This is a genomic window from Methylobacterium litchii, from assembly GCF_038442315.1.
Taxonomy (GTDB): domain Bacteria; phylum Pseudomonadota; class Alphaproteobacteria; order Rhizobiales; family Beijerinckiaceae; genus Methylobacterium; species Methylobacterium litchii.
Genome location: NZ_JBBXMY010000004.1, coordinates 319944 through 339119 on the forward strand (window position 1 = coordinate 319944; position 19176 = coordinate 339119).

A 19176-nucleotide genomic window follows, 5' to 3' on the forward strand; every position below is an offset into this window, starting at 1 on the left:
GCGATCCGGGACCGATCTAGCGGCTGCCGTCGAGGCGGTTGCGCACGGGCGGGGCTGCGCGCGAAGGCGCCGCGCGCTCGGTGCCGTGGCGGAACGAGGCTTCCGGGCCGTGATAGGGCCGGTGGAGGTCGGGCGTGCGTTCGGCCAGGGGCCGGTCGAGGAGCGTGGCCAGCAGATCGCGGGCCGCCGCGCGGCCGAGGGAGCGGAACACCGCCACAAGCGCCGTCACCCGCTCCGCCGAGCGCGCCACGCCCTGGTTGAGCGTCAGGAACACGTAGACCGCCTCGTCCTCGTGCAGACCGGCCGCGCGCATGGCCAGGGTCAGCAGGTCGTAGCGGGCATCGGGCTCGTCGGCCTCGGTCACGAAGTCGGTGGGCAGGCCGAGGGAGGCTGCCAGCGTCTCGACGAAGGTCGGCACGTCCCGGTCGGTGGACAGCGCGGTCAGCGCCGCGCCGAGGCCGCGCGGCACGGGCGGACAAGGCCTCAGCCCCGCAACCGCCTCGACCGCGCGGACGATGGCCTCGCGCGTCGCCGGATCGGCATGGAGATAGAGCGGTGCGAGGTCCCCCGCCGCGAGATCCGGCCGGGCGAGGAGGACACGGGCGAGATCGGCATCGCGGCGAGCCCGGCTGGCCACCCGGCGAAGGGGCTCGCCCCCCAGGGTGATCTCCCGGTTGAGGGCGAGGGCGAGATCGACCTCGGGCCGACCGTCGCGCGACAGGTCCTCGATCGCCTCGCGGCGGAGCGACGGGAGCGAGGCGAGCCGGGCCGTGAGCATGGCCGGCATGGGAGCGTCTTCGGCCGTGTCCGCGTCGGCGGCGGCCGGGGGGGCGATGATGCCCCGCGCCGCCAGGGCCTCCAGAACGGCCCGGGGCGTCTCGGGATGGGTGGCGAGCTTCTCGGCGACGACGTGGAGGGTGTCCTGATCGACGGTCGGAATCAATCCACAGGCCAGGGAGGTAAAAGTTTCGCGCACCGCCCGGTCCCGGCGGGGCGCGCGCAAGTAGAGGTCCGTCTGCACGCGCAGGATGACGGGTTTGAGATCGAGCTGTTCGATCCTCGACAGTTCGAGGAGCCCGGAAAGGTCCGGCAGCGCATCAGATGCAGGCATCAGGGACCGGTTTACGCACGAGTACCGTTAGCTGAACCTAAGCCAGCGGCGTGAATCGACCTTTAAGCTGCGCCTTTTCCGATATGCTCCACCCTGGGACCGTTCACTCGGCCTGCGGCCCGCGCCGCAGCAGCGGCCGGACGAGCAGGCCGCCCTCCGGCAGGAAACCGGTCGCCGCCGCGAACGCCGCGAGCCCCGCCGCCCCGGCATCGGGCACGAGGAGCAGTCGGTCGCATCCCGCGAGGCGGGCCGAGCGCGAGACCGCCTTCACGAGCAGCCGCCCGATGCCCCGGCGCCGCGCATCGGGGACGACGGCCAGGGTCGCGATCAGCCCGGCCGGCCGGGCCGCCGCGAGGTCGTGCACCACCTGCAGGGCGACGATCCCGCTCGGCGGGCCCCATTCCACGGCGATGAGCGCACTTCCGCCCGCCCTGTTCAGCGCCTCGACCCGCCCCGCGAGGGCGGCGGGGTCGGCGGGGGCGCCGAGATCCGCCATCAGCGCCGTGAGACCCGGCGCGTCGGCGGGGGATGCGGCGCGGATTTCCAGCCCGTAACGTTGGCCCAATCCGGTCTCCGGGAAACGGGACCGGATCGTCCGGTCTTGACGGGGAGATAGCGGCGCATCCGCCGCCCTTCCACGGCAGACGGCCTGCACCCATGTCTCAGGATAGACACTTCGAGGAGTCGAGAATGACGAAGACCGGCATTTCCATGGCGGCGGCCCTCGCCGTCCTGCCGATGGCGACGGGCGCCGTCCTGGCCCAGCCCCTTCCGCCGGGCGTCGCCCCGCTGCCTCCCGGCGGCTTCGCGATCATCGACCGCAACAACACGGGCGGGGCGGTGAACGTGACGATCCCCCGGGGCGCCACGGGCGCGGAGACCTACACGTCGAACTCGGCGGCGGGCGGCAATGCCGGGCGGCCGGAACTCGCGGTGCCGAACGGCAGCGGCGGCGGTGGGAGCGGCGGTAATTCCCGCTGAGACACAAAAGGTGCCTGGCCCCCGAGGGCCGGCACCTTTCAAGTCGGCATCATCCCGGTGAGGACGGGGGCTCGCGCCCCCATCTCGGAGGGCCTTCCCGCAGGAAGGCCGGCGGCGAGTTAGGCCGGCTCCTTCGTCTTGCGGGCGCGGGGGGCGCGCTTCGGCTTCTCGGCCGGCTCGTCCTGCGCGGCCGGCTCCTCGGCGGCGGCCGAGGCCGACGACTTGCGGCGCTGCTGGCCGAGGCCGAGGCTGCGGGCGAGCTCCGACCGCTGCGCCGAATAGCTCGCGGCGGTGGACGGGTAATCGCGCGGCAGGCCGTAACGCTCGCGGTACTGCTCGATGGTCAGACCATTGCGCGAGAGGTGACGCTTGAGCGTCTTGTACGGCTTGCCGTCGATGAATGAAATCAGCGCATCCGGCGTGATCGACTTGCGCACCTGCGCGGGGGTCGGCTTGTCCGCGACTTCCGGCGCAGCCGGGGCGGGAGACGCCAACTTGAGCAACGCTTCATGCACGCCGGCGAGAAGCGCTGGCAGTTCCCCGACCGGGACCGAATTATTCGAGACATAAGCGGACACGATATCCGAAGCTTGCTCGATCAAGCTCTCGTAGGGGACTGCTGCCGTATCGTCCATCGTTGATTCCCTCTCCTTGGGGCTTCAGCGACGGTTCTAACGTTTGTGCGCCAAAATCAAGAGACACGAGAACACAATTTTCGTCAGTCACAGAGAAATCTGTCATGATTATTCGCAAAGGCCTCAAGCGCAGTCGTCCGAAACGGAACTTCCTGCACGAAGCAGCCTGAGACGCGTTAGCGCTTCGGCTTCCAGGCGCGTCTCGTTTTGAAGGGTTACGACGTGAGTAGTACGGGTTTCGACATTCATCGGTCTAAACTTGCCGTATCTGGTATGCCTGCACTGTACGACCGTTGCGAGCATCGAACCGTCGGCGCGCCGCGAACGCGCGGAGAAGAGGCCTCAAAATGACGGAATGGGATCCCGAGACCATCTTCGGAGCGCAGATTCCATTCGTGCGGTTCTGCGGAATAGAAGCATTGGACGTCACGGAGGGACGCACCCGCCTCAGGCTTGTCATGCGCCCGGAGCATAGCAACAACCTGGGTATCGCCCATGGCGGGATCGTCTGCACCTTGCTTGACGTGGCCATGGGCACCGCCGCCCGCCTCACCGCCGGCTGCCCAGTCGTGACCCTCGACATGCAGACGCGCTTCCTCAACCCCGGCCGGGGCACGTTGGAGGCCGTGGGACGCGTGACGCGCGGCGGGCGCTCGATCCTGTTCTGCGAAGCCGAGATCCGGGACGCAGAGGGCGTCCCGGTGGCGAGCGCGACGGGTCTCCTGAAGCCGGTGGCGAAGGCGCCGGCCGGCTGAGGGTCAGGCTGGAACGTCGACGCCCACGGGGCAGCTGACGCCCGTGCCGCCGAGGCCGCAATAGCCGCCTGGGTTCTTGGCCAGATATTGCTGATGGTACTCTTCGGCGAAGTAGAACGGGCCGAGGGGGACGATCTCGGTGGTCACGTCGGCATACCGGCGCGCGCGCAGCGCCTCGGCATAGGCCGACCGGACGCCCTTCGCGATGCGGGCCTGCTCCGGCCCGTTCGTGTAGATGCCGGAGCGGTACTGCGTGCCGACATCGTTGCCCTGGCGCATCCCCTGCGTCGGGTTGTGGCTCTCGAAGAAGATCCGCAGCAGCGCGTCGAGGGGCAGCACGGCCGGATCGAAGGCGACCAGCACCACCTCGTTGTGGCCGGTGCGGCCGGTGCAGACCTCCTCGTAGGTCGGGTTCGGCGTATAGCCCCCGGCATAGCCCACCGCCGTCACGAACACGCCCTCCGGCACCTGCCAGAAGCGCCGCTCGGCACCCCAGAAGCAGCCCAGGCCGAGCACGACGGTCTCGATGCCCTCGGGATAGGGGCCCTTCAGCGGGTTGCCGTTCACGAAGTGGCGCTCGGCCGTGTGCAGCGGGGTCGGACGGCCCGGCAGGGCGTCGGCCGCATTCGGCATCTCGACCTTCTTGCGGAAAAGGAACATCGCTCGCCCCGCGTGATTGTTCGGACCGTTCCCAAATATGGGATCGCCCCGTTCGCCGCGAAAGCGAAGGCATCTCTTCGCCGCAGCGGGAAACCTATTCCGAGGGACTAGACCACGGACGGGTATTTCTGGTTGTACTCGGCGACACGGGGCCGGGCAGGGAGACGAGACAGGTGGGAACGGAGCAGGCCACCACCCATCTTCTCGGAAGCTTGGAGAGCGAGGCGCAACTGGGCGACCCCTTCGCGGCGGCGGTGCGGGCCACGCGCATGCCGATGATCGTCACCGACCCCCGGCAGTTCGACAACCCCATCGTGTTCGCCAACGAGGCGTTCCTCAAGCTCACCGGCTACAGCCGCCTTGAGGTGACGGGGCGCAATTGCCGCTTCCTGCAGGGCCCGGACACCGATCCCGAGGTCGTCGCGCGGCTTCGCGGCGCCATCCGCGACGAGACCGACATCAAGGTCGACATCCTGAACTACCGCAAGGACGGCTCGACCTTCCACAACGCCCTCTATGTCGGCCCGGTGCGCGACGAGGACGGCAAGGTCGTCTACTTCTTCGCCTCGCAGCTCGACGTCTCGGAGCATCACCGGATGCAGGCCGAGATCGATGATCTAAAGAGCCGCCTCGCCGACGCCGAGGCGCGGCTCGATCGGCGCTGAGCCGACGCTTCAGGGCCGCGTCAGGAAGCCGATCGGCTCGCGGCCGGGCTGGCCGAGCCACAGCAGGAACGCCCCGAGGACGAGCCCGACCAGGGAGGCCGGCGCGAGGGTGAGCGGCAGCCCGAGCACGTGCCACAGCCAGGGTGCCGCGCCCTCCACCCCCGTCTGCAGCGCCCCCGCCCTGTCCTTGAACAGGGTGGTGATCACGTCCGACACGGAGGTGAGGCGCGGGCCGTTATTCGCGATGGAGCGGGCGCCGTCATAGACCAGGGCGACGAAGCCGCCGGCCATCAAGACGAGACCGAGCAGGCGGGCGAGGAAACGGAGCATCACCGGGTCATCGAACCGCGCCGGGGCGGCGCGGCATTCCGCCTACGGGCTGCGGCGGGCCGGTGCAAGCGGTTGCCTGCCGCCGGGCCCCGTGCCACAGCCCCGCTTCGGAGGCATCCCTCCGCGTGCGGGGGACGAGGGCTCGGAATGGCAGGCGCGACACCCGCCCTCGTGATCTTCGATTGCGACGGCGTCCTCGTGGACAGCGAGCCGCTGAGCCTCGCCACCCTCACCGCCGGCCTCAACCGCATCGGCGTGCCCATCGACCTCGAGACGGTGCGCAACCGCTTCGCGGGCACCTCCATGGTCTCGATCATGGGGCATATCGAGCGCGATTACGGCATCTCCGCCCCCGAGGGCTTCGTCGATGCCGTGAAGGCCGAGACCCTTGCCACCTTCGACCGGGAGTTGAAGGCAATGCCCGGCGTCGCGGCGGCGATCCGGGGCCTCGACCTGCCGGTCTGCGTCGCGTCGAGCAGCGATCCGGTGCGGCTGCGCCATTCCCTCACCCTGACCGGCCTGCTGGATCTCTTCTCCGGCCACGTCTTCTCCTCCACGCAGGTCGCGCGTGGGAAGCCTTTCCCGGACCTGTTCCTGTTCGCCGCCGAGCAAATGGGCGAAGCGCCGGCCTCCTGCCTCGTCATCGAGGACAGCGTGCCCGGCGTGACGGCGGCCGTGGCGGCCGGGATGCGGGTCGTCGGCTTCACCGGCGGCGGGCATTGGAACCACGACCGGGCAGGGACCGATCTCCTGCGCGCCGGGGCTGAAACGGTGTTCTCCGATTATTTGAACCTCTCCAAAGTCATCACAGATTAGGAATGCACTTCAGAGTTGCGTTGCTGCGCAACAGGCTGGCATTGTCATAATTCCACTGAGCTCGCCCGCGAAAACGGAAGACAATTCCGTTGACGTCTGATGTTCGTGGGGGCATCATGTTGTCGCCAGCCTTGCAAAGGGCGGCCGCGGTGATTTGATTAGCGTCGCTTGCGCCGCGTCACCAAACGCTAAAGCACTGCGAGGGCTCACCTCTACCTCGCGGTCCTTCGATCTGGAGGACATCGTGACTGTCATGCTCATGTCGCATCGGTCCCCGCACCAGCTCCACCCGCGCTGTCGACGCTAGCCGCCCGCTCCGATCGTCTCGGAAGTCACCGGCCCGTCACCGCAATCAGGCACGGCTTTTGCGCCGGCCCAGGGAGTCGCTCGTCCGATGCCCACATCCCTCTCGCTCGTCACGCCCGTGAATCACACAGACACTCCCCTCCCCTCAGGCGAACCGCCGCCTCTGCCCTTCGAACCGGGCCCCGCCCTCGCGCGGGTGATCGAAGTGGGGGAAGTCGCGGCCGGCATCGCGGTGCCCGAGGATCGCGGCGTGCGGTTCTTCTCGGCCTCGCGGAATTTCGACGGCCTCGACGGCATGCTGTTCCGCAGCCCGGAGCAGGCGGCCCGCGCCGTCCGCGATCTGACGCGACCGGGCGCGCGGAAGACCCCGCGCGCCGTCGCCGTCTAGGGCGCGACGGGGGTCGCGCGCTCTACTTGGCGCATTCCTCGCGGGCGCGCTTGATCGCGTCCGCGAAGCCGGCCAACTCGTATTCGTCGCTGGTCGGATTGCCGCGCATCGAGGTGGTCTTGATGGTCAGCTTCGGGGCGCGGCCGCTCATCTCGCTCACCACCCGCGTCTCATCCGTCGGGTTCTGCAACCAAGCGTTGCCGTCCTTGACAACGAGCCCGTAACGGGAGGCTCCGAGGCTCAGGCTCGGATCGGTCGGCGCCGCCGCGGAGCCGGCCTTGACCTGCGCGGCGGCGGGCTTGGGCGGGAAGCCCAGCATCACGGCCACCTCGTTGGGCACGTTCTCGGCCTTGCGCACCGTGACGAACAGGTAGGCGCTGTCGCGCTTCAGGGTCTTGGGCGAACGGGTCTGCGGCTGCGCGATGGCGTAGCAGATCCGGCTGCGTGCCTCGCCGTTCACGAAGACGTTCCAATCCCCGAAGATCGCCACCGGCACCGCCTGCTGCATGCCCGGCGGGGTCACTTGGCTCGTCTCGGACTTCCGGCTGCTCCGGCGCGAGGAATGGCGGGAGCGCCGGCTCGGCGCCGCCTCGGCCGGGGCCTCCGCATCCTGCGCCGCGGCCGGTGACACGCCGAACAGGCGGTTTGCCATCGAATCCGGCGGTGCGGCACAGGCGAGCAGAGCGACGAGGCCGACCGGAATCAGATGGGAGACGCGGACCATATTCATTCCCTGCGGGCGCGAGCCGAAACGAGCTGTGCCGTTAGGGATCGATTAATGAACCCGGCTCGGGACAACAGCAAGGCGGCCGGCGACGAGCGCCGTGGGCTGATCAGCCGTGGGCCGTTTCAAACCGCGCGAATTTCGGCGGCGGCGATGGCCGGGGCGACGAGGGCCGGCGACGGCTCGCTATCCGCCTCCATCTGCACCGTGACCGGAGCCGGCACGGCATTGGGTAGGGCCCGGCGCTTCGGCGGATCGTTGTAGGGGGTGTTGTAGCCCTTGCGGACGGCGGCCCAGAAGACCTCCCGCGACAGATCGGTGCCCACCAGAGCGGCGTCGATGACGGCGCTCGCATGGGCGGCGAGATCGGCAACCTCTTCGGGCGTCATCCAGCTCTCGATCGACATGCTGTGCGGTCTCTCCCGTCGCGCGCTGACCCCCCATAACGCGGCGCACCTAGCTAGACAGTGAACGCACCACCGCATCGCTGGTTGCGCCGCATCATCTCAGCGTGAGGATTCGTCGAGACGGCCGAGCCAGGCCTGCGCCTGGGTGCGGACGTTGTCCGGTGCCGTGCCGCCATAGCTGGTGCGGCTCGCCACCGAATTCTCGACGCCGAGCACCGCATAGATCGCCTCGGTGATCTTCGGCTCGGCCTCCTGCATCTCGGTGAGGGAGAGGTCTTCGAGACCGACACCCTTCGCGGCGGCCGCGCCGACGAGACGCCCGGTGACGTGGTGAGCCTGCCGGAACGGCATGCCGAGTTCGCGCACGAGCCAGTCGGCGAGATCGGTGGCGGTGCTGAAGCCGGAGCCCGCCGCCTTGGCGAGCACCTGGGCCACCGGCTCCAGGTCCCGCACCATGCCGGTCATGGCCGCAAGGCAGAGCGAGAGGGCCTGAAGGGCGTCGAACGTGCCTTCCTTGTCCTCCTGCATGTCCTTCGAATAGGCGAGCGGCAGACCCTTCATCACGATGAGCAGGCCGGTAAGCGCGCCCACGATCCGCCCCGCCTTGGCGCGGACCAATTCGGCCGCATCCGGATTGCGCTTCTGCGGCATGATCGAGGAGCCGGTCGTGTAGCCGTCCGACAGCTTCACGAAGCCGAACTGGGCCGAGGTCCACACGACCAGTTCCTCGGCGAAGCGCGACAGGTGGACCGCGCAGATCGAGGCCGCAGAGAGCGCTTCGAGGGCGAAATCGCGGTCGGCCACGGAATCCAGTGAGTTCGCCGTTGGGCGGTCGAAGCCCAGCGCCGCCGCCGTGGCGTGCCGGTCGATGGGGAACGAGGTGCCCGCCAGCGCCGCCGCGCCGAGGGGGCATTCGTTGAGCCGCGCCCGCGCGTCGCGGAACCGGCCCCGGTCGCGGGCCAGCATCTCGACATAGGCGAGGCAATGGTGCCCGAACGTCACCGGCTGGGCGGATTGCAGGTGCGTGAAACCCGGCATCACCGTGCCGGCATGGACCAGCGCCTTCTCGGCCAGCGCCCGCTGCAGGTCGGCGGCCTGGGCATCCAGGGAATCGAGGGTGTCGCGCACCCACAATTTCATGTCGGTGGCGACCTGATCGTTGCGCGAGCGCGCCGTGTGCAGGCGCCCGGCGCCCGGCCCGACGATCTCGGTCAGCCGGCTCTCGACGGACATGTGGATGTCCTCGAGCTCGCGCTTGAACACGAAGCTGCCGGCTTCGATCTCGTCACGGACGCTCTTGAGCCCGGCCTCGATCGCCGCCACATCCTCCGCAGGCAGGATCCCCGCCTTGCCCAGCATCGCCACATGCGCCAGCGAGCCGCGGATATCCTGGGGCGCGAGACGCTTGTCGAACCCGATGGAGGCGTTGATCTCCTCCATGATCTCGGCGGGGCCGCTCGCGAAGCGCCCGCCCCACATCCGGTTGCTCATGTCGATCCTTCCGCGCCGCGCCAGTTCCAAGAGGCAAGCCTGATGCCCGTCCGCAGAGGTTTCATCGCGGGCGCCGGCCTCGCGGCGCTCGGCCTTGCCGGGCTTGCCCTATACGGGAGCGGTCTCATGGGCGGCAACGGGGGAATGGCCTCCGGCCCCTGTGCCGGCTCCGCGCCTGCCCTCACCCGCATCGAGACCGCCGCCAAGGGGGACGTCGCCGGCATGCAGGCGCCGAAGCAATCGAAGCCCGCCCCCGACCTGACGTTCAAGGGCCCGGACGGCACCGAGACGACCCTTGCCGCCATGAAGGGCCGGCTGCTCTTGGTGAATCTGTGGGCGACGTGGTGCGCCCCCTGCAAGGCCGAGATGCCGGCCCTCGACCGGCTCCAGGCGCAGATGGGCGGCAAGGATTTCGACGTGGTGGCGATCAACGTCGACACGCGCAACCTCGACAAGCCGGCGGAATGGCTGAAACAGGCGGGCATCACCCACCTGCCCTTCTACGCCGATCCCGGTGGGCGCGTCCTGCCCGCCGTCCAGCGCCACGCCGATTCGGCGGGCCTGCCCACGACCTTGCTGATCGACGGCGCCGGCTGCACCATCGGGGTGATGAAGGGCGGGGCCGAATGGTCGAGCCCGGACGGCCTCGCCCTGATCCGCGCCGCCCTCGGCCGTTGATCGCAGGGACGGCGCGGGCTAACCCCGCGCGGATGCAGTTCTATCTCGGTCTCGCGACCACCTTCCACGATCCGGCCCTCGCCCTTGTGGGGCCGGACGGCACGCTGCTCTTCGCCGAGGCGACGGAGCGCTTCCTGCAATACAAGCGGGCGCCGAATTGCGAGCCCGACGCCCCGGCGATCATCGCGCCGCTGCTGCGGGAGTTCGTCCCGCCGGGCTCGGAGATCGTCGTCGCCTCGTCCTGGGGCGAGCAGTTCAGCGGTTTCCTGAAGGGGCAGGCCCATGCCGGCACCTTCGACCTGCCGACGTTGGCCGCGCATCCGATCGATCTCAACGCGTCCTTCGTGCCCGAACAGGCCGAGCGGGTCTTCATCGCCGACCTCCATCTCGCGCAAGCGCGCGCGGGTCTCGGCACGCTCCTCGCCCTCACCCAGGACGTGCGCACCGGCGGCAGCCCGCCCCGCGCGCGGGTCGTCGGCCAGCGGCGCTATCCGCACCATCTCTGCCACGCCGCCTACGGCCTGTGGGGCAGCCCCTTCGCGGAAGCCACCTCCGTGACCGTCGACGGCATGGGCGAGACCGGCGCCTCCGCGATCCACCGGCTCAAGGACGGGCAGATCGAAGAAGTGAAACGCCATCGCGGGCGCGGATCGCTAGGCTTCCTCTACGGCCTCATCACCGACCTCGCCGGGTTCGATCAGGTGAAGGGCGAGGAATGGAAGATCATGGGGCTCGCCCCCTATGGCCGCCCCGATCCGGACCTCGCCGCCATCCTCGCCCGCCTCTACCGGGTGGAGGGCACGCGCCTGCGCTTCGCGGATGCGGACACGATCCGCGACGTCGCCGCCGAACTCCTGGCCCGCCGCCCCGCCGATGCCCTCGAGAACGGCTGGGCCGACCTCGCCCGCTGCGGACAGGACCTGTTCGGCACTCTCATGGACGTCCTCGTCGCCGAGGCCCATGCCCTCGCCCCGTCCGAAAACCTCGTGATCGCGGGGGGCTGCGGCCTGAACTCCTCGTATAACGGCCGCGTGCTCGGCCGCTCGCCCTTCACCCGGCTGCATGTCCCCTCGGCCCCGGCCGACGACGGCAATGCCGTCGGCGCGGCATGGCTGGCCTACCAGGAGGACCATCCCGACTGGTCCGGCCCACCGGAGGAGTCCCGGCCGCTGACGCCCTATCTCGGCGCCCGTGTCTCGACCACGCCGATGGAACGCCTCGCCGAGCAGGAGCCCCGCGCCCGCCGCCTCGGCCACGGCGCCGTGACCCGTGAGGCCGCGCGCATCCTGGCCGCCGGGGGCCTCGTCGGATGGGTGCAGGGGCAGGCCGAGTTCGGCCCCCGCTCCCTCGGCAACCGCTCGATCCTGGCCGATCCGCGCCCGGCCGGCGCCAAGGACGCCCTGAACGCCAAGGTGAAGTACCGCGAGGCCTTCCGCCCCTTCGCCCCGTCGATCCTCGCCGAGGCCGGCCCGGACTGGTTCGAGGACTTCGCCGACAGCCCCTACATGGAGCGCACGCTGGTCTGGAAGGACAGCGTACGGAACAAGGTGCCCGCAGTCGTCCACGAGGACGGCACCGGCCGGCTTCAGACCGTCACCGCCCAGCGCAACCCCGCCTACGCCGCCCTCATCGCGGCGTTCCACGACCTGACCGGCGTGCCGGTGCTGCTCAACACGAGCTTCAACGTGATGGGCAAGCCGATCCTGCACACGGCGGAGGACGCGATCCTCATGTTCTACACGACAGGCCTCGACGCCCTCGTCGTAGAGGACTGGATCGTCGTGAAGGATCCGGCGATGATTCGCGGCGCCTGATAGCTCACTGGGCGCACGCGGCTGGCATTCTCAATCACAGGTTAAAAACAGCGGCGTCCGGCCAATCCGAACACCGTTCCCGCCCTTGCCGAACGAGAACAAAGAGAGTACAAAATCGCTCCGGCGGGCGCGTTGTGATCGGCGCCCATCCTCGCCATAAGGAGCGTCGCCAGATGGCCCAGCCCGCGCTGAAAGTGTTGGATATGCCCCCCGCTGATAAGGACAAGTCGAAGGCGATCGACGCCGCCCTGTCGCAGATCGAGCGGGCGTTCGGCAAAGGCTCGATCATGCGCCTTGGCAAGAACGACAAGGTGCAGGAAGTCGAGACGATCTCCACCGGCTCGCTGGGGCTCGACATCGCGCTGGGCGTCGGCGGCCTGCCGCGCGGCCGGGTGATCGAGGTGTACGGGCCGGAATCCTCCGGCAAGACCACCCTCGCCCTTCACACCATCGCCGAGGCCCAGAAGAAGGGCGGCGTCTGCGCCTTCGTGGATGCCGAGCACGCCCTCGATCCGGTCTACGCCCGCAAGCTCGGCGTGAATCTCGACGACCTGCTGATCTCCCAGCCCGACACGGGCGAGCAGGCCCTGGAGATCACCGACACGCTGGTGCGCTCCGGTGCCATCGACGTGCTCGTGGTCGATTCGGTGGCGGCGCTCACGCCCCGCGCCGAGATCGAGGGCGAGATGGGCGAGAGCCAGCCCGGCCTTCAGGCCCGCCTGATGAGCCAGGCCCTGCGCAAGCTGACCGGCTCGATCTCCCGTTCGAACTGCATGGTCATCTTCATCAACCAGATCCGCATGAAGATCGGCGTGATGTACGGCTCGCCAGAGACCACGACTGGCGGCAACGCCCTGAAGTTCTACGCCTCGGTGCGGCTCGACATCCGCCGCGTCTCAACCCTCAAGGAGCGTGACGAGGCCATCGGCAATCAGGTCCGCGTGAAGGTGGTGAAGAACAAGGTCGCCCCGCCGTTCAAGCAGGTCGAGTTCGACATCATGTTCGGCGAGGGCATCTCGAAGGTCGGCGAGCTGATCGACCTCGGCGTGAAGGCCGGCATCGTCGAGAAGTCGGGCGCGTGGTTCTCCCACGACAGCCAGCGCCTTGGCCAGGGGCGCGAGAACTCGAAGGGCTTCCTGCGGGACAATCCGGCAATCGCCGCCAAGATCGAAGGGATGATCCGCCAGAATTCCGGCCTCGTCGCCGAGAAGATCCTCGAGAACGCCAAGCCGACCGAGGACGATCTGGACCCGGGCGAGGCGTAAGCTTCACCGGCCACGGTCTTGCCGTGGCCTTGGGTCTTCGAGAGAATAGCGCGGCCCCGGAGATGATCCGGGGCCGTTGCCGTTTGGGAGGGATGGACTGCGCCGTGACCGACCTGTTGGAGAAGGCCGTCGATACCGTCCGCCGGATGCCGGCCGAGGCTCAGGACGACATCGCCCAGGTGATGCTCGAACTCGCACGGATGGGAACGCCCTCCCCCATCGATCCCGACCATCTCGACGACTTGTTGGCCGGTCTCGCCGAAATTGCGCGAGGCGACATCGCCAGCGACGCCGAGGTGGAGGCCGCGTTCCGCCGCTTCACGCCGTGAAACTCGTACTCTCCCGCCGCGCGGTGAAGCGGCTGACCGAGATCGCAGATTACCTGGCCGAACGGAATCCCGCTGCTGCCCAGGACGCACAAACGACGATCCGCGCCTCGCTCGACCTGCTGACACGGTTTCCGCATGTCGGACGCCTCGTTGGCCATGAGGACAAAACCCCGAACACCCGCGTCCTCGCAGTCCCGCGCCACCCCTACCTCATCTACTACTAAGTGGATGACAGCGCCGGGCGCGTCACGGTCATCACCATTCGCCACGCGGGCCAACGGCGCCTGAGCTAGGGCCGGTCGCCAGAACGCAAAACGGCGAAGCGATCCCGCGGGGGGATCGCTTCGCCGTCATGGTCCAAGGAAGGAGCGTGGTCGAGCGTGGTGCCCGACCGCGCCTCAGGCGGCTTCGCCGGCCTCGGTCTGAGTGGCGGCTTCGCCCTCGACCAGCTTCCAAGTCTTGAGCTTCGAGAAGGGGCGGCACTCCTCGATGAACACCGTCTGCCCGACCTTGGCCGCATTGGCCTCGTCGTGCGCATGGTAGTTCTTTGAACGGCGGACGGTCTTCTTCATCACCGGGTGGGTGAAGCGACGCTCCACCTTCACGACGACGGTCTTCTCGCCCTTGTCGCTGACGACGACACCCTGCAAAACGCGCTTCGGCATGGTGTTCTCCTCAAGCCTTGGCGGCGGATGCGAGCGTCTGCTGACGCTGCAGCGTGCGCACGCGGGCGATGTCCCGCCGCACCTCACGGATGCGGGAGACGTTCTCGAGCTGGCCGGTGGCCCCCTGGAAGCGCAGGTTGAACTGCTCCTTCTTGAGGTTCACCAGCTCATCGGCGAGCTGATCGGCGGACAGCGCCTTCAGGTCGGCGTGGCGTTGGATGGTCTTCACGAACGATCTCCTTAATCGGCGATGCGCGTGATGATGCGGGTCCGCACCGGCAGCTTCGCCGCGCCGAGGCGCAGGGCCTCGCGGGCGATGTCGGCGGTGACACCATCGACCTCGAACATGATACGGCCGGGGTGGATGCGCGCGGCCCAGAAGTCCGGCGCACCCTTGCCCGAGCCCATGCGGACTTCGGTCGGCTTGGTCGAGACCGGGACGTCCGGGAACACCCGGATCCAGACACGGCCCTGACGCTTCATCTCACGCGTGATGGCGCGGCGGGCAGCTTCGATCTGGCGGGCGGTGACGCGCTCGGGCTCCATCGCCTTCAGGCCAAATTGCCCGAAGTTCAGGTCGAAGCCGCCCTTGGCCGCACCGTGGATGCGGCCCTTGAACTGCTTGCGGAACTTGGTCTTCTTGGGTTGCAGCATGGCTTACCTCACGCGTGCTCGCGCTCGCGACGCGGGCGGTCACGACCACCCTCACCGTCGCGCTCGCGGCGCCCGCCGGAGCGGCCGCCCTCTTCCTGGGCCTTCTTGTCCTGGGCCATCGGATCGTGCTCAAGGATCTCGCCCTTGAACACCCACACCTTGATACCGCAGGTGCCGTAGGTCGTGAACGCCGTGGCGGTCCCGTAATCCACGTCCGCACGCAGGGTGTGCAGCGGAACGCGGCCCTCGCGGTACCACTCCTGACGGGCGATCTCGGCGCCGCCGAGACGACCGGAGCAGTTGATCCGGATGCCTTCGGCCCCGAGGCGCATCGCCGACTGCACGGCGCGCTTCATGGCGCGACGGAAGGCGACACGACGCTCGAGCTGCTGGGCGATCGAGTCGGCCACCAGCGTGGCGTCGATCTCGGGCTTGCGCACCTCGACGATGTTGATGGTCACGTCGGCCTTGGTCATGGTGCCGACGAGCTTGCGCAGCTTCTCGATGTCCGCGCCCTTCTTACCGATCACCACGCCCGGACGACCCGAGTGAATGGTGACGCGGCACTTCCGGTGCGGACGCTCGATGACGATCTTGGAGACCGCCGCCTGCTTGAGCTGCTTCATGAGGGCGGCGCGGATCGCGACGTCCTCGTGCATGAGCTTCGCGTATTCGCCCTTGTTGGCGAACCAGCGGGAGTCCCAGGTCCGGTTGATGCCGAGCCGGAGACCGATCGGGTTGACTTTCTGACCCATCAGATCCTCCTCAGGCCGCTTCAGCCGCGCGCACTTCACGAACCACGATGGTGAGGTTCGAGAAGGGCTTCAGAATGCGCGCGCCGCGGCCGCGGGCACGGGCGTGGAACCGCTTCAGGACCAACGCCTTGCCCACGAAGGCCTGGCTGACGACGAGGTCGTCGACATCCAGATCGTGGTTGTTCTCGGCGTTGGCGATCGCGCTTTCGAGGCACTTCTTCACATCGGTGGCGATGCGCTTGCGGGAGAACTGAAGATCAGCGAGCGCCGTCTCCACCTTCTTCCCACGGATGAGCTGCGCCACGAGATTCAGCTTCTGCGGGGACACGCGCAGCATGCGCGCCACCGCCTTGGCTTCGTTCTCGGGGAGCGCGCGGGGGGTAGCCTGCTTGCCCATATCAGCGCCTCTTCGCCTTCTTGTCGGCCGCGTGGCCGGGGAAGGTGCGGGTCGGCGAGAACTCGCCGAACTTGTGGCCGACCATTTCCTCGGTGACGTAGACCGGAATGTGCTTCTGGCCGTTGTGAACGCCGAACGTGAGCCCGACGAACTGCGGCAGGATCGTGGAGCGGCGGCTCCAGATCTTGATGACCTCGGAGCGCGAGGAACCCCGCGCCGCCTCGGCCTTCTTGAAGAGGTAGCCGTCGACGAACGGCCCCTTCCAGAGAGAGCGTGCCATGGTGGTTACTTCTTGCGGTTATGACGGCTGGACAGGATGAAGACGTCGGTCCGCTTGTTGGACCGGGTCTTCTTGCCCTTGGTGGGCACACCCCACGGCGTGACCGGATTACGGCCGCCGGAGGTGCGGCCCTCGCCGCCGCCATGCGGGTGGTCGACCGGGTTCATCGCCACGCCGCGGTTGTGCGGGCGCTTGCCGAGCCAGCGATTCCGCCCGGCCTTGCCGAGCGAGATGTTCATGTGGTCCGGGTTCGACACCGCACCGACGCTCGCGAAGCACTGGCCGTGCACGAGACGCTGCTCGCCCGAGTTCAGGCGAACGGTCACGTAGCCCTGGTCGCGACCCACGATCTGAGCGTAGTTGCCGGCGGAGCGGGCAATCGCGCCGCCCTTGCCGATCTTCAGCTCCACGTTATGGACGATCGTACCAACCGGCATCGAGCCGATCGGGCCGGCATTGCCCGGCTTGATGTCCACGTTCTCACCGGCCACCACCTTGTCGCCGGCGGCGAGCCGCTGCGGAGCCAAGATGTAGCTCTGCTTGCCGTCAGGGTAGTTGATCAGCGCGATGAACGCGGTGCGGTTCGGATCGTACTCGATCCGCTCCACGGTCGCGGCCACGTTGAGCTGGTCACGACGCTTGAAATCGACGTTGCGCAGCGAACGCTTGTGTCCACCACCACGGAACCGCACGGTGATGCGGCCGAGATTGTTGCGGCCGCCCGAGGAGCTCTTGCCCTCGGTCAGCGCCTTCACCGGCTTGCCCTTGTAGAGCTCACGGCGGTCAACGAGCACGAGCTGACGCAGGCTCGGCGTGACCGGTTTGAATGTCTTCAAAGCCATCGGCTCGTCCTCGATCCTGCCTCAGAGCCCGGTGGTGACGTCGATCGTGTGGCCTTCGGCCAGGGTCACAATCGCTTTCTTCACATCCGAGCGCTGGCCGCGGAGCCCGCGGAAAACCTTCTTCTTGCCCTTGGTGATGAGCGTGTTGACGCCCGTCACCTTGACGTCGAACAGCTTCTCGACCGCTTCCTTGATCTGCGGCTTGGTAGCCTTCGGGGCAACCCGGAAGACGACCTTGTTCTGTTCGGTCTGGTTCGTCGCCTTCTCGGTGATGACCGGGGAGACGATGATGTCGTAGTGGCGCGGATCGGCACTCATTTGAAACGCTCCTCCAGCGCGTCGACCGCCGCCTTCGTGAGCACGAGCTTCTCGCGGCGCAGGATGTCGTAGACGTTGATGCCCTGGACGGGCAGCACGTCGATCTGCGGGATGGCGCGAGCCGCCCGGCCGAAGTTCACGTCGACCTCGGCACCGCCGATGATCAGGGCGTTCGACAGGCCCATCTTGCCGAAGGTCTCGATGAGGCCCTTCGTCTTGTGATCGGCGACCTTGATGTCGTCGACGACGATCAGGGTCTCGGCCTTCGCCTTGGCGGACAGGGCGTGACGCAGGGCCAGCGCACGGACCTTCTTGGGAAGATCGTGGCTGTGGTCGCGCACGACCGGACCGAAGGCCCGGCCACCGCCGCGGAACTGCGGCGCGGACGCCGCGCCGTGACGGGCATTACCGGTGCCCTTCTGCTTATAGAGCTTCTTGCGGGTCCGGTTGACGTCCGAGCGGTTCTGCACGGCATGGGTGCCGGCGCGCCGCTTGGCGAGCTGCCAACGGACCATGCGCTGAAGCAGGTCGGCCCGGGGCTCCAGACCGAAGATCTCTTCGTTCAGGTCGACCGAGCCGGCTCCGGCCCCGTCGAGGGTGGTGACATCGAGCTTCATCACACGGTCTCCTCAGCCGCGGGGGCCTCGGGGGCGGTCTGAGACGCGTCGGCGGAGGAACCGTTCTCGCGGAACTTGCCCGGCAGCGGCACGTCGGCGGGGAGCTTGCGCTTCACCGCATCGCGGATCTGGATCCAGCCGCCGGCCACGCCCGGCACCGCGCCCTCGACGAGGATCAGGCCCCGCTCGGGATCGGTGCGCACGACGCGCAGGTTCTGGGTCGTGACCCGCTCGACGCCGAGATGGCCCGGCATCTTCTTGTTCTTGAAGGTCTTGCCCGGATCCTGACGGCCGCCGGTCGAACCGATCGAACGGTGCGACACCGACACGCCGTGCGTGGCGCGCAGACCACCGAAGTTCCAGCGCTTCATACCACCGGCGAAGCCCTTACCCGTGGTCGTGCCCGTCACATCGACGAACTGGCCCGGGATGAAGTGGTCGGCGGTGATCTCGGCACCGACCGGGATCAGCGCGTCCTCGGACACGCGGAACTCGGCGAGCTTCTTCTTCGGCTCCACCTTGGCGACCGCGAAGCGGCCACGCTCGGCGGCGGAGACGTTCTTGACCTTGGCCTTGCCGACACCGACCTGCAGCGCGACGTAGCCGTTTTTCTCGATCGTGCGGTGGGCAACCACCTGGCACTGATCGACCTTGAGCACCGTGACCGGCACATGCTCCCCCGCGTCCGTAAAGACGCGGGTCATGCCGACCTTCTGTGCAATGACCCCTGAGCGCATAGGTATCTCCCCCGCGCGGTGAAACGGTAAGCTCTGAACCCTCAAAGGGTCAGAGCTTGATCTCCACGTCGACGCCGGCAGCGAGGTCGAGCTTCATCAGCGCGTCCACAGTCTGGGGAGTCGGATCGACGATATCGAGGACACGCTTGTGCGTGCGCATCTCGAACTGCTCGCGCGACTTCTTGTCGATGTGCGGCGAGCGGTTGACGGTAAAGCGAGCGATGTGCGTCGGCAGCGGGATCGGGCCCCGGATCTGCGCGCCCGTCCGCTTCGCCGTCGAGACAATCTCGCGGGTCGAGGCATCGAGGATGCGGTGATCGAACGCCTTGAGGCGAATGCGAATGTTTTGACCGTTCATGACCTTCGGGCCTTGAGAGGGAGGGCGGGGAGGCGGATCCCCGCCCCTCCCTTCAGGTTCTGATGTGACGAGATCAGTCGTTGATGGCGGCGACGACGCCGGCGCCGACGGTGCGGCCGCCCTCGCGGATGGCGAAGCGCAGCTTCTCTTCCATGGCCACCGGCACGATCAGCACCACGTCCATGGTCACGTTGTCGC

The 19176-nt window shown here is 68.1% G+C and carries 30 protein-coding genes; 10 read left to right on the top strand and 20 right to left on the bottom strand.

The features are described 5' to 3' along the window. Positions 1–16 precede the first annotated feature (16 nt). Together AAHF99_RS10925 and AAHF99_RS10930 are read right to left on the bottom strand one after the other, a co-directional pair. Positions 17–1111 carry a hypothetical protein gene (locus AAHF99_RS10925; protein WP_342164307.1) on the bottom strand — a complete coding sequence of 365 codons (1095 nt, stop codon included), beginning with the start codon at positions 1109–1111 and terminating at the stop codon, positions 17–19. 103 nt (positions 1112–1214) lie between these two features. Continuing rightward, positions 1215–1676 carry a GNAT family N-acetyltransferase gene (locus tag AAHF99_RS10930; RefSeq protein ID WP_342164308.1) on the bottom strand — a complete coding sequence of 154 codons (462 nt, stop codon included), beginning with the start codon at positions 1674–1676 and terminating at the stop codon, positions 1215–1217. Positions 1677–1801: 125 nt separating this feature from the next. On the opposite strand from AAHF99_RS10930, the gene AAHF99_RS10935 reads away from it, so the two are divergent. Then, the gene (locus AAHF99_RS10935; RefSeq protein WP_342164310.1) at positions 1802–2092 is read left to right on the top strand and encodes a hypothetical protein; all 291 of its coding nucleotides are present in this window, start codon (positions 1802–1804) and stop codon (positions 2090–2092) included. Positions 2093–2211: 119 nt separating this feature from the next. On the opposite strand, the gene AAHF99_RS10940 is transcribed toward AAHF99_RS10935, so the two are convergent. Further along, positions 2212–2727 (bottom strand): Ros/MucR family transcriptional regulator, encoded by a 516-nt coding sequence (locus AAHF99_RS10940; protein ID WP_342164311.1) that lies wholly within the window; start codon positions 2725–2727, stop codon positions 2212–2214. 347 nt (positions 2728–3074) lie between these two features. On the opposite strand from AAHF99_RS10940, the gene AAHF99_RS10945 reads away from it, so the two are divergent. Then, on the top strand, positions 3075–3482 hold the full coding sequence (locus AAHF99_RS10945) for a PaaI family thioesterase (protein WP_342164312.1): 408 nt from the start codon (positions 3075–3077) through the stop codon (positions 3480–3482). Between the two features lie 3 nt (positions 3483–3485). Here the strand turns inward: AAHF99_RS10945 and msrA are convergent, their stop codons facing one another. Next, a complete protein-coding gene (msrA, locus tag AAHF99_RS10950) occupies positions 3486–4142 on the bottom strand; it encodes a peptide-methionine (S)-S-oxide reductase MsrA (RefSeq protein WP_342164313.1) in 657 nt (218 codons plus the stop codon). A 173-nt stretch (positions 4143–4315) separates the two neighbouring features. Here msrA and AAHF99_RS10955 point away from each other — a divergent pair, with 173 nt between their 5' ends. Then, complete coding sequence (locus AAHF99_RS10955) at positions 4316–4807, top strand: PAS domain-containing protein (protein ID WP_412759865.1); 492 nt, start codon at positions 4316–4318, stop codon at positions 4805–4807. Between the two features lie 9 nt (positions 4808–4816). Here the strand turns inward: AAHF99_RS10955 and AAHF99_RS10960 are convergent, their stop codons facing one another. After that, positions 4817–5137 carry a PetM family of cytochrome b6f complex subunit 7 gene (locus AAHF99_RS10960; protein WP_243954732.1) on the bottom strand — a complete coding sequence of 107 codons (321 nt, stop codon included), beginning with the start codon at positions 5135–5137 and terminating at the stop codon, positions 4817–4819. A gap of 147 nt (positions 5138–5284) precedes the next feature. Here AAHF99_RS10960 and AAHF99_RS10965 point away from each other — a divergent pair, with 147 nt between their 5' ends. Together AAHF99_RS10965 and AAHF99_RS10970 are read left to right on the top strand one after the other, a co-directional pair. Beyond that, positions 5285–5953, top strand: a complete 669-nt coding sequence (locus tag AAHF99_RS10965) for an HAD family hydrolase (RefSeq protein ID WP_342164314.1) — start codon at positions 5285–5287, stop codon at positions 5951–5953. A gap of 394 nt (positions 5954–6347) precedes the next feature. Beyond that, positions 6348–6647 carry a hypothetical protein gene (locus AAHF99_RS10970; RefSeq protein WP_342164316.1) on the top strand — a complete coding sequence of 100 codons (300 nt, stop codon included), beginning with the start codon at positions 6348–6350 and terminating at the stop codon, positions 6645–6647. 22 nt (positions 6648–6669) lie between these two features. On the opposite strand, the gene AAHF99_RS10975 is transcribed toward AAHF99_RS10970, so the two are convergent. The 3 genes from AAHF99_RS10975 to argH all read right to left on the bottom strand — a co-directional run bounded on the left by AAHF99_RS10975 (position 6670) and on the right by argH (position 9269). Further along, positions 6670–7371, bottom strand: a complete 702-nt coding sequence (locus AAHF99_RS10975; protein WP_342164317.1) for an invasion associated locus b family protein — start codon at positions 7369–7371, stop codon at positions 6670–6672. Between the two features lie 125 nt (positions 7372–7496). Next, the gene (locus tag AAHF99_RS10980) at positions 7497–7778 is read right to left on the bottom strand and encodes a hypothetical protein (protein ID WP_342164318.1); all 282 of its coding nucleotides are present in this window, start codon (positions 7776–7778) and stop codon (positions 7497–7499) included. Positions 7779–7877: 99 nt separating this feature from the next. Further along, positions 7878–9269, bottom strand: coding sequence for an argininosuccinate lyase (argH, locus tag AAHF99_RS10985; RefSeq protein WP_342164319.1), 1392 nt, complete (start codon positions 9267–9269; stop codon positions 7878–7880). Positions 9270–9311: 42 nt separating this feature from the next. Between argH and tlpA the strand changes: the two genes are divergently transcribed. The 5 genes from tlpA (at position 9312) to AAHF99_RS11010 (ending at position 13579) form a co-directional block, all read left to right on the top strand. Further along, positions 9312–9947 (top strand): thiol:disulfide interchange protein TlpA, encoded by a 636-nt coding sequence (tlpA, locus tag AAHF99_RS10990; protein ID WP_342164320.1) that lies wholly within the window; start codon positions 9312–9314, stop codon positions 9945–9947. Between the two features lie 32 nt (positions 9948–9979). Beyond that, a complete protein-coding gene (locus AAHF99_RS10995; protein WP_342164321.1) occupies positions 9980–11761 on the top strand; it encodes a carbamoyltransferase family protein in 1782 nt (593 codons plus the stop codon). Between the two features lie 173 nt (positions 11762–11934). Continuing rightward, the gene (gene recA, locus AAHF99_RS11000; protein WP_342164322.1) at positions 11935–13026 is read left to right on the top strand and encodes a recombinase RecA; all 1092 of its coding nucleotides are present in this window, start codon (positions 11935–11937) and stop codon (positions 13024–13026) included. A gap of 104 nt (positions 13027–13130) precedes the next feature. Beyond that, the gene (locus AAHF99_RS11005; RefSeq protein ID WP_342164323.1) at positions 13131–13355 is read left to right on the top strand and encodes a hypothetical protein; all 225 of its coding nucleotides are present in this window, start codon (positions 13131–13133) and stop codon (positions 13353–13355) included. After that, a complete protein-coding gene (locus AAHF99_RS11010; RefSeq protein WP_342164324.1) occupies positions 13352–13579 on the top strand; it encodes a type II toxin-antitoxin system RelE/ParE family toxin in 228 nt (75 codons plus the stop codon). Before AAHF99_RS11005 ends, AAHF99_RS11010 begins: the two co-directional genes overlap by 4 nt. Before the next feature lie 174 nt (positions 13580–13753). On the opposite strand, the gene rpsQ is transcribed toward AAHF99_RS11010, so the two are convergent. The 12 genes from rpsQ to AAHF99_RS11070 form a co-directional block, all read right to left on the bottom strand. After that, on the bottom strand, positions 13754–14020 hold the full coding sequence (gene rpsQ / locus AAHF99_RS11015) for a 30S ribosomal protein S17 (RefSeq protein ID WP_243954713.1): 267 nt from the start codon (positions 14018–14020) through the stop codon (positions 13754–13756). 10 nt (positions 14021–14030) lie between these two features. Next, positions 14031–14249 (bottom strand): 50S ribosomal protein L29, encoded by a 219-nt coding sequence (gene rpmC, locus AAHF99_RS11020; RefSeq protein ID WP_243954711.1) that lies wholly within the window; start codon positions 14247–14249, stop codon positions 14031–14033. A gap of 11 nt (positions 14250–14260) precedes the next feature. After that, entirely contained in the window at positions 14261–14674 is a 414-nt protein-coding gene (rplP, locus tag AAHF99_RS11025; protein WP_243954709.1) for a 50S ribosomal protein L16, read from the bottom strand. 8 nt (positions 14675–14682) lie between these two features. After that, entirely contained in the window at positions 14683–15429 is a 747-nt protein-coding gene (gene rpsC / locus AAHF99_RS11030) for a 30S ribosomal protein S3 (RefSeq protein ID WP_243954707.1), read from the bottom strand. Positions 15430–15439: 10 nt separating this feature from the next. Beyond that, a complete protein-coding gene (gene rplV, locus AAHF99_RS11035; RefSeq protein WP_238206638.1) occupies positions 15440–15826 on the bottom strand; it encodes a 50S ribosomal protein L22 in 387 nt (128 codons plus the stop codon). A gap of 1 nt (position 15827) precedes the next feature. Continuing rightward, positions 15828–16106: a 30S ribosomal protein S19 gene (rpsS, locus tag AAHF99_RS11040; protein ID WP_012319190.1), complete on the bottom strand. Its 279-nt coding sequence runs from the start codon at positions 16104–16106 to the stop codon at positions 15828–15830. Positions 16107–16111: 5 nt separating this feature from the next. Beyond that, on the bottom strand, positions 16112–16948 hold the full coding sequence (gene rplB, locus AAHF99_RS11045; protein WP_243954705.1) for a 50S ribosomal protein L2: 837 nt from the start codon (positions 16946–16948) through the stop codon (positions 16112–16114). Positions 16949–16969: 21 nt separating this feature from the next. Beyond that, positions 16970–17266: a 50S ribosomal protein L23 gene (locus tag AAHF99_RS11050; protein WP_243954703.1), complete on the bottom strand. Its 297-nt coding sequence runs from the start codon at positions 17264–17266 to the stop codon at positions 16970–16972. Beyond that, on the bottom strand, positions 17263–17883 hold the full coding sequence (gene rplD / locus AAHF99_RS11055) for a 50S ribosomal protein L4 (RefSeq protein WP_243955093.1): 621 nt from the start codon (positions 17881–17883) through the stop codon (positions 17263–17265). The genes AAHF99_RS11050 and rplD overlap by 4 nt, the downstream gene beginning before the upstream one ends. Next, positions 17883–18620, bottom strand: a complete 738-nt coding sequence (rplC, locus tag AAHF99_RS11060) for a 50S ribosomal protein L3 (protein ID WP_243954701.1) — start codon at positions 18618–18620, stop codon at positions 17883–17885. The genes rplD and rplC overlap by 1 nt, the downstream gene beginning before the upstream one ends. A 49-nt stretch (positions 18621–18669) precedes the next feature. Beyond that, positions 18670–18978, bottom strand: coding sequence for a 30S ribosomal protein S10 (gene rpsJ / locus AAHF99_RS11065; protein ID WP_238206654.1), 309 nt, complete (start codon positions 18976–18978; stop codon positions 18670–18672). 73 nt (positions 18979–19051) lie between these two features. Beyond that, the coding region (locus AAHF99_RS11070) for an EF-Tu C-terminal domain-related protein (protein ID WP_459558953.1) at positions 19052–19176 on the bottom strand (125 nt) is incomplete at its 5' end.

Coding starts and splice junctions, on each gene's coding strand:
- AAHF99_RS10925 (WP_342164307.1), bottom strand. CDS start 1,111: ATGCCTGCATCTGATGCGCTGCCGGACCTTTCCGGGCTCCTCGAACTG.
- AAHF99_RS10935 (WP_342164310.1), top strand. CDS start 1,802: ATGACGAAGACCGGCATTTCCATGGCGGCGGCCCTCGCCGTCCTGCCG.
- AAHF99_RS10940 (WP_342164311.1), bottom strand. CDS start 2,727: ATGGACGATACGGCAGCAGTCCCCTACGAGAGCTTGATCGAGCAAGCT.
- AAHF99_RS10945 (WP_342164312.1), top strand. CDS start 3,075: ATGACGGAATGGGATCCCGAGACCATCTTCGGAGCGCAGATTCCATTC.
- msrA (WP_342164313.1), bottom strand. CDS start 4,142: ATGTTCCTTTTCCGCAAGAAGGTCGAGATGCCGAATGCGGCCGACGCC.
- AAHF99_RS10960 (WP_243954732.1), bottom strand. CDS start 5,137: ATGCTCCGTTTCCTCGCCCGCCTGCTCGGTCTCGTCTTGATGGCCGGC.
- AAHF99_RS10965 (WP_342164314.1), top strand. CDS start 5,285: ATGGCAGGCGCGACACCCGCCCTCGTGATCTTCGATTGCGACGGCGTC.
- AAHF99_RS10970 (WP_342164316.1), top strand. CDS start 6,348: ATGCCCACATCCCTCTCGCTCGTCACGCCCGTGAATCACACAGACACT.
- AAHF99_RS10975 (WP_342164317.1), bottom strand. CDS start 7,371: ATGGTCCGCGTCTCCCATCTGATTCCGGTCGGCCTCGTCGCTCTGCTC.
- AAHF99_RS10980 (WP_342164318.1), bottom strand. CDS start 7,778: ATGTCGATCGAGAGCTGGATGACGCCCGAAGAGGTTGCCGATCTCGCC.
- argH (WP_342164319.1), bottom strand. CDS start 9,269: ATGAGCAACCGGATGTGGGGCGGGCGCTTCGCGAGCGGCCCCGCCGAG.
- tlpA (WP_342164320.1), top strand. CDS start 9,312: ATGCCCGTCCGCAGAGGTTTCATCGCGGGCGCCGGCCTCGCGGCGCTC.
- AAHF99_RS10995 (WP_342164321.1), top strand. CDS start 9,980: ATGCAGTTCTATCTCGGTCTCGCGACCACCTTCCACGATCCGGCCCTC.
- recA (WP_342164322.1), top strand. CDS start 11,935: ATGGCCCAGCCCGCGCTGAAAGTGTTGGATATGCCCCCCGCTGATAAG.
- rpsQ (WP_243954713.1), bottom strand. CDS start 14,020: ATGCCGAAGCGCGTTTTGCAGGGTGTCGTCGTCAGCGACAAGGGCGAG.
- rplP (WP_243954709.1), bottom strand. CDS start 14,674: ATGCTGCAACCCAAGAAGACCAAGTTCCGCAAGCAGTTCAAGGGCCGC.
- rpsC (WP_243954707.1), bottom strand. CDS start 15,429: ATGGGTCAGAAAGTCAACCCGATCGGTCTCCGGCTCGGCATCAACCGG.
- rplV (WP_238206638.1), bottom strand. CDS start 15,826: ATGGGCAAGCAGGCTACCCCCCGCGCGCTCCCCGAGAACGAAGCCAAG.
- rpsS (WP_012319190.1), bottom strand. CDS start 16,106: ATGGCACGCTCTCTCTGGAAGGGGCCGTTCGTCGACGGCTACCTCTTC.
- rplB (WP_243954705.1), bottom strand. CDS start 16,948: ATGGCTTTGAAGACATTCAAACCGGTCACGCCGAGCCTGCGTCAGCTC.
- AAHF99_RS11050 (WP_243954703.1), bottom strand. CDS start 17,266: ATGAGTGCCGATCCGCGCCACTACGACATCATCGTCTCCCCGGTCATC.
- rplD (WP_243955093.1), bottom strand. CDS start 17,883: ATGAAGCTCGATGTCACCACCCTCGACGGGGCCGGAGCCGGCTCGGTC.
- rplC (WP_243954701.1), bottom strand. CDS start 18,620: ATGCGCTCAGGGGTCATTGCACAGAAGGTCGGCATGACCCGCGTCTTT.
- rpsJ (WP_238206654.1), bottom strand. CDS start 18,978: ATGAACGGTCAAAACATTCGCATTCGCCTCAAGGCGTTCGATCACCGC.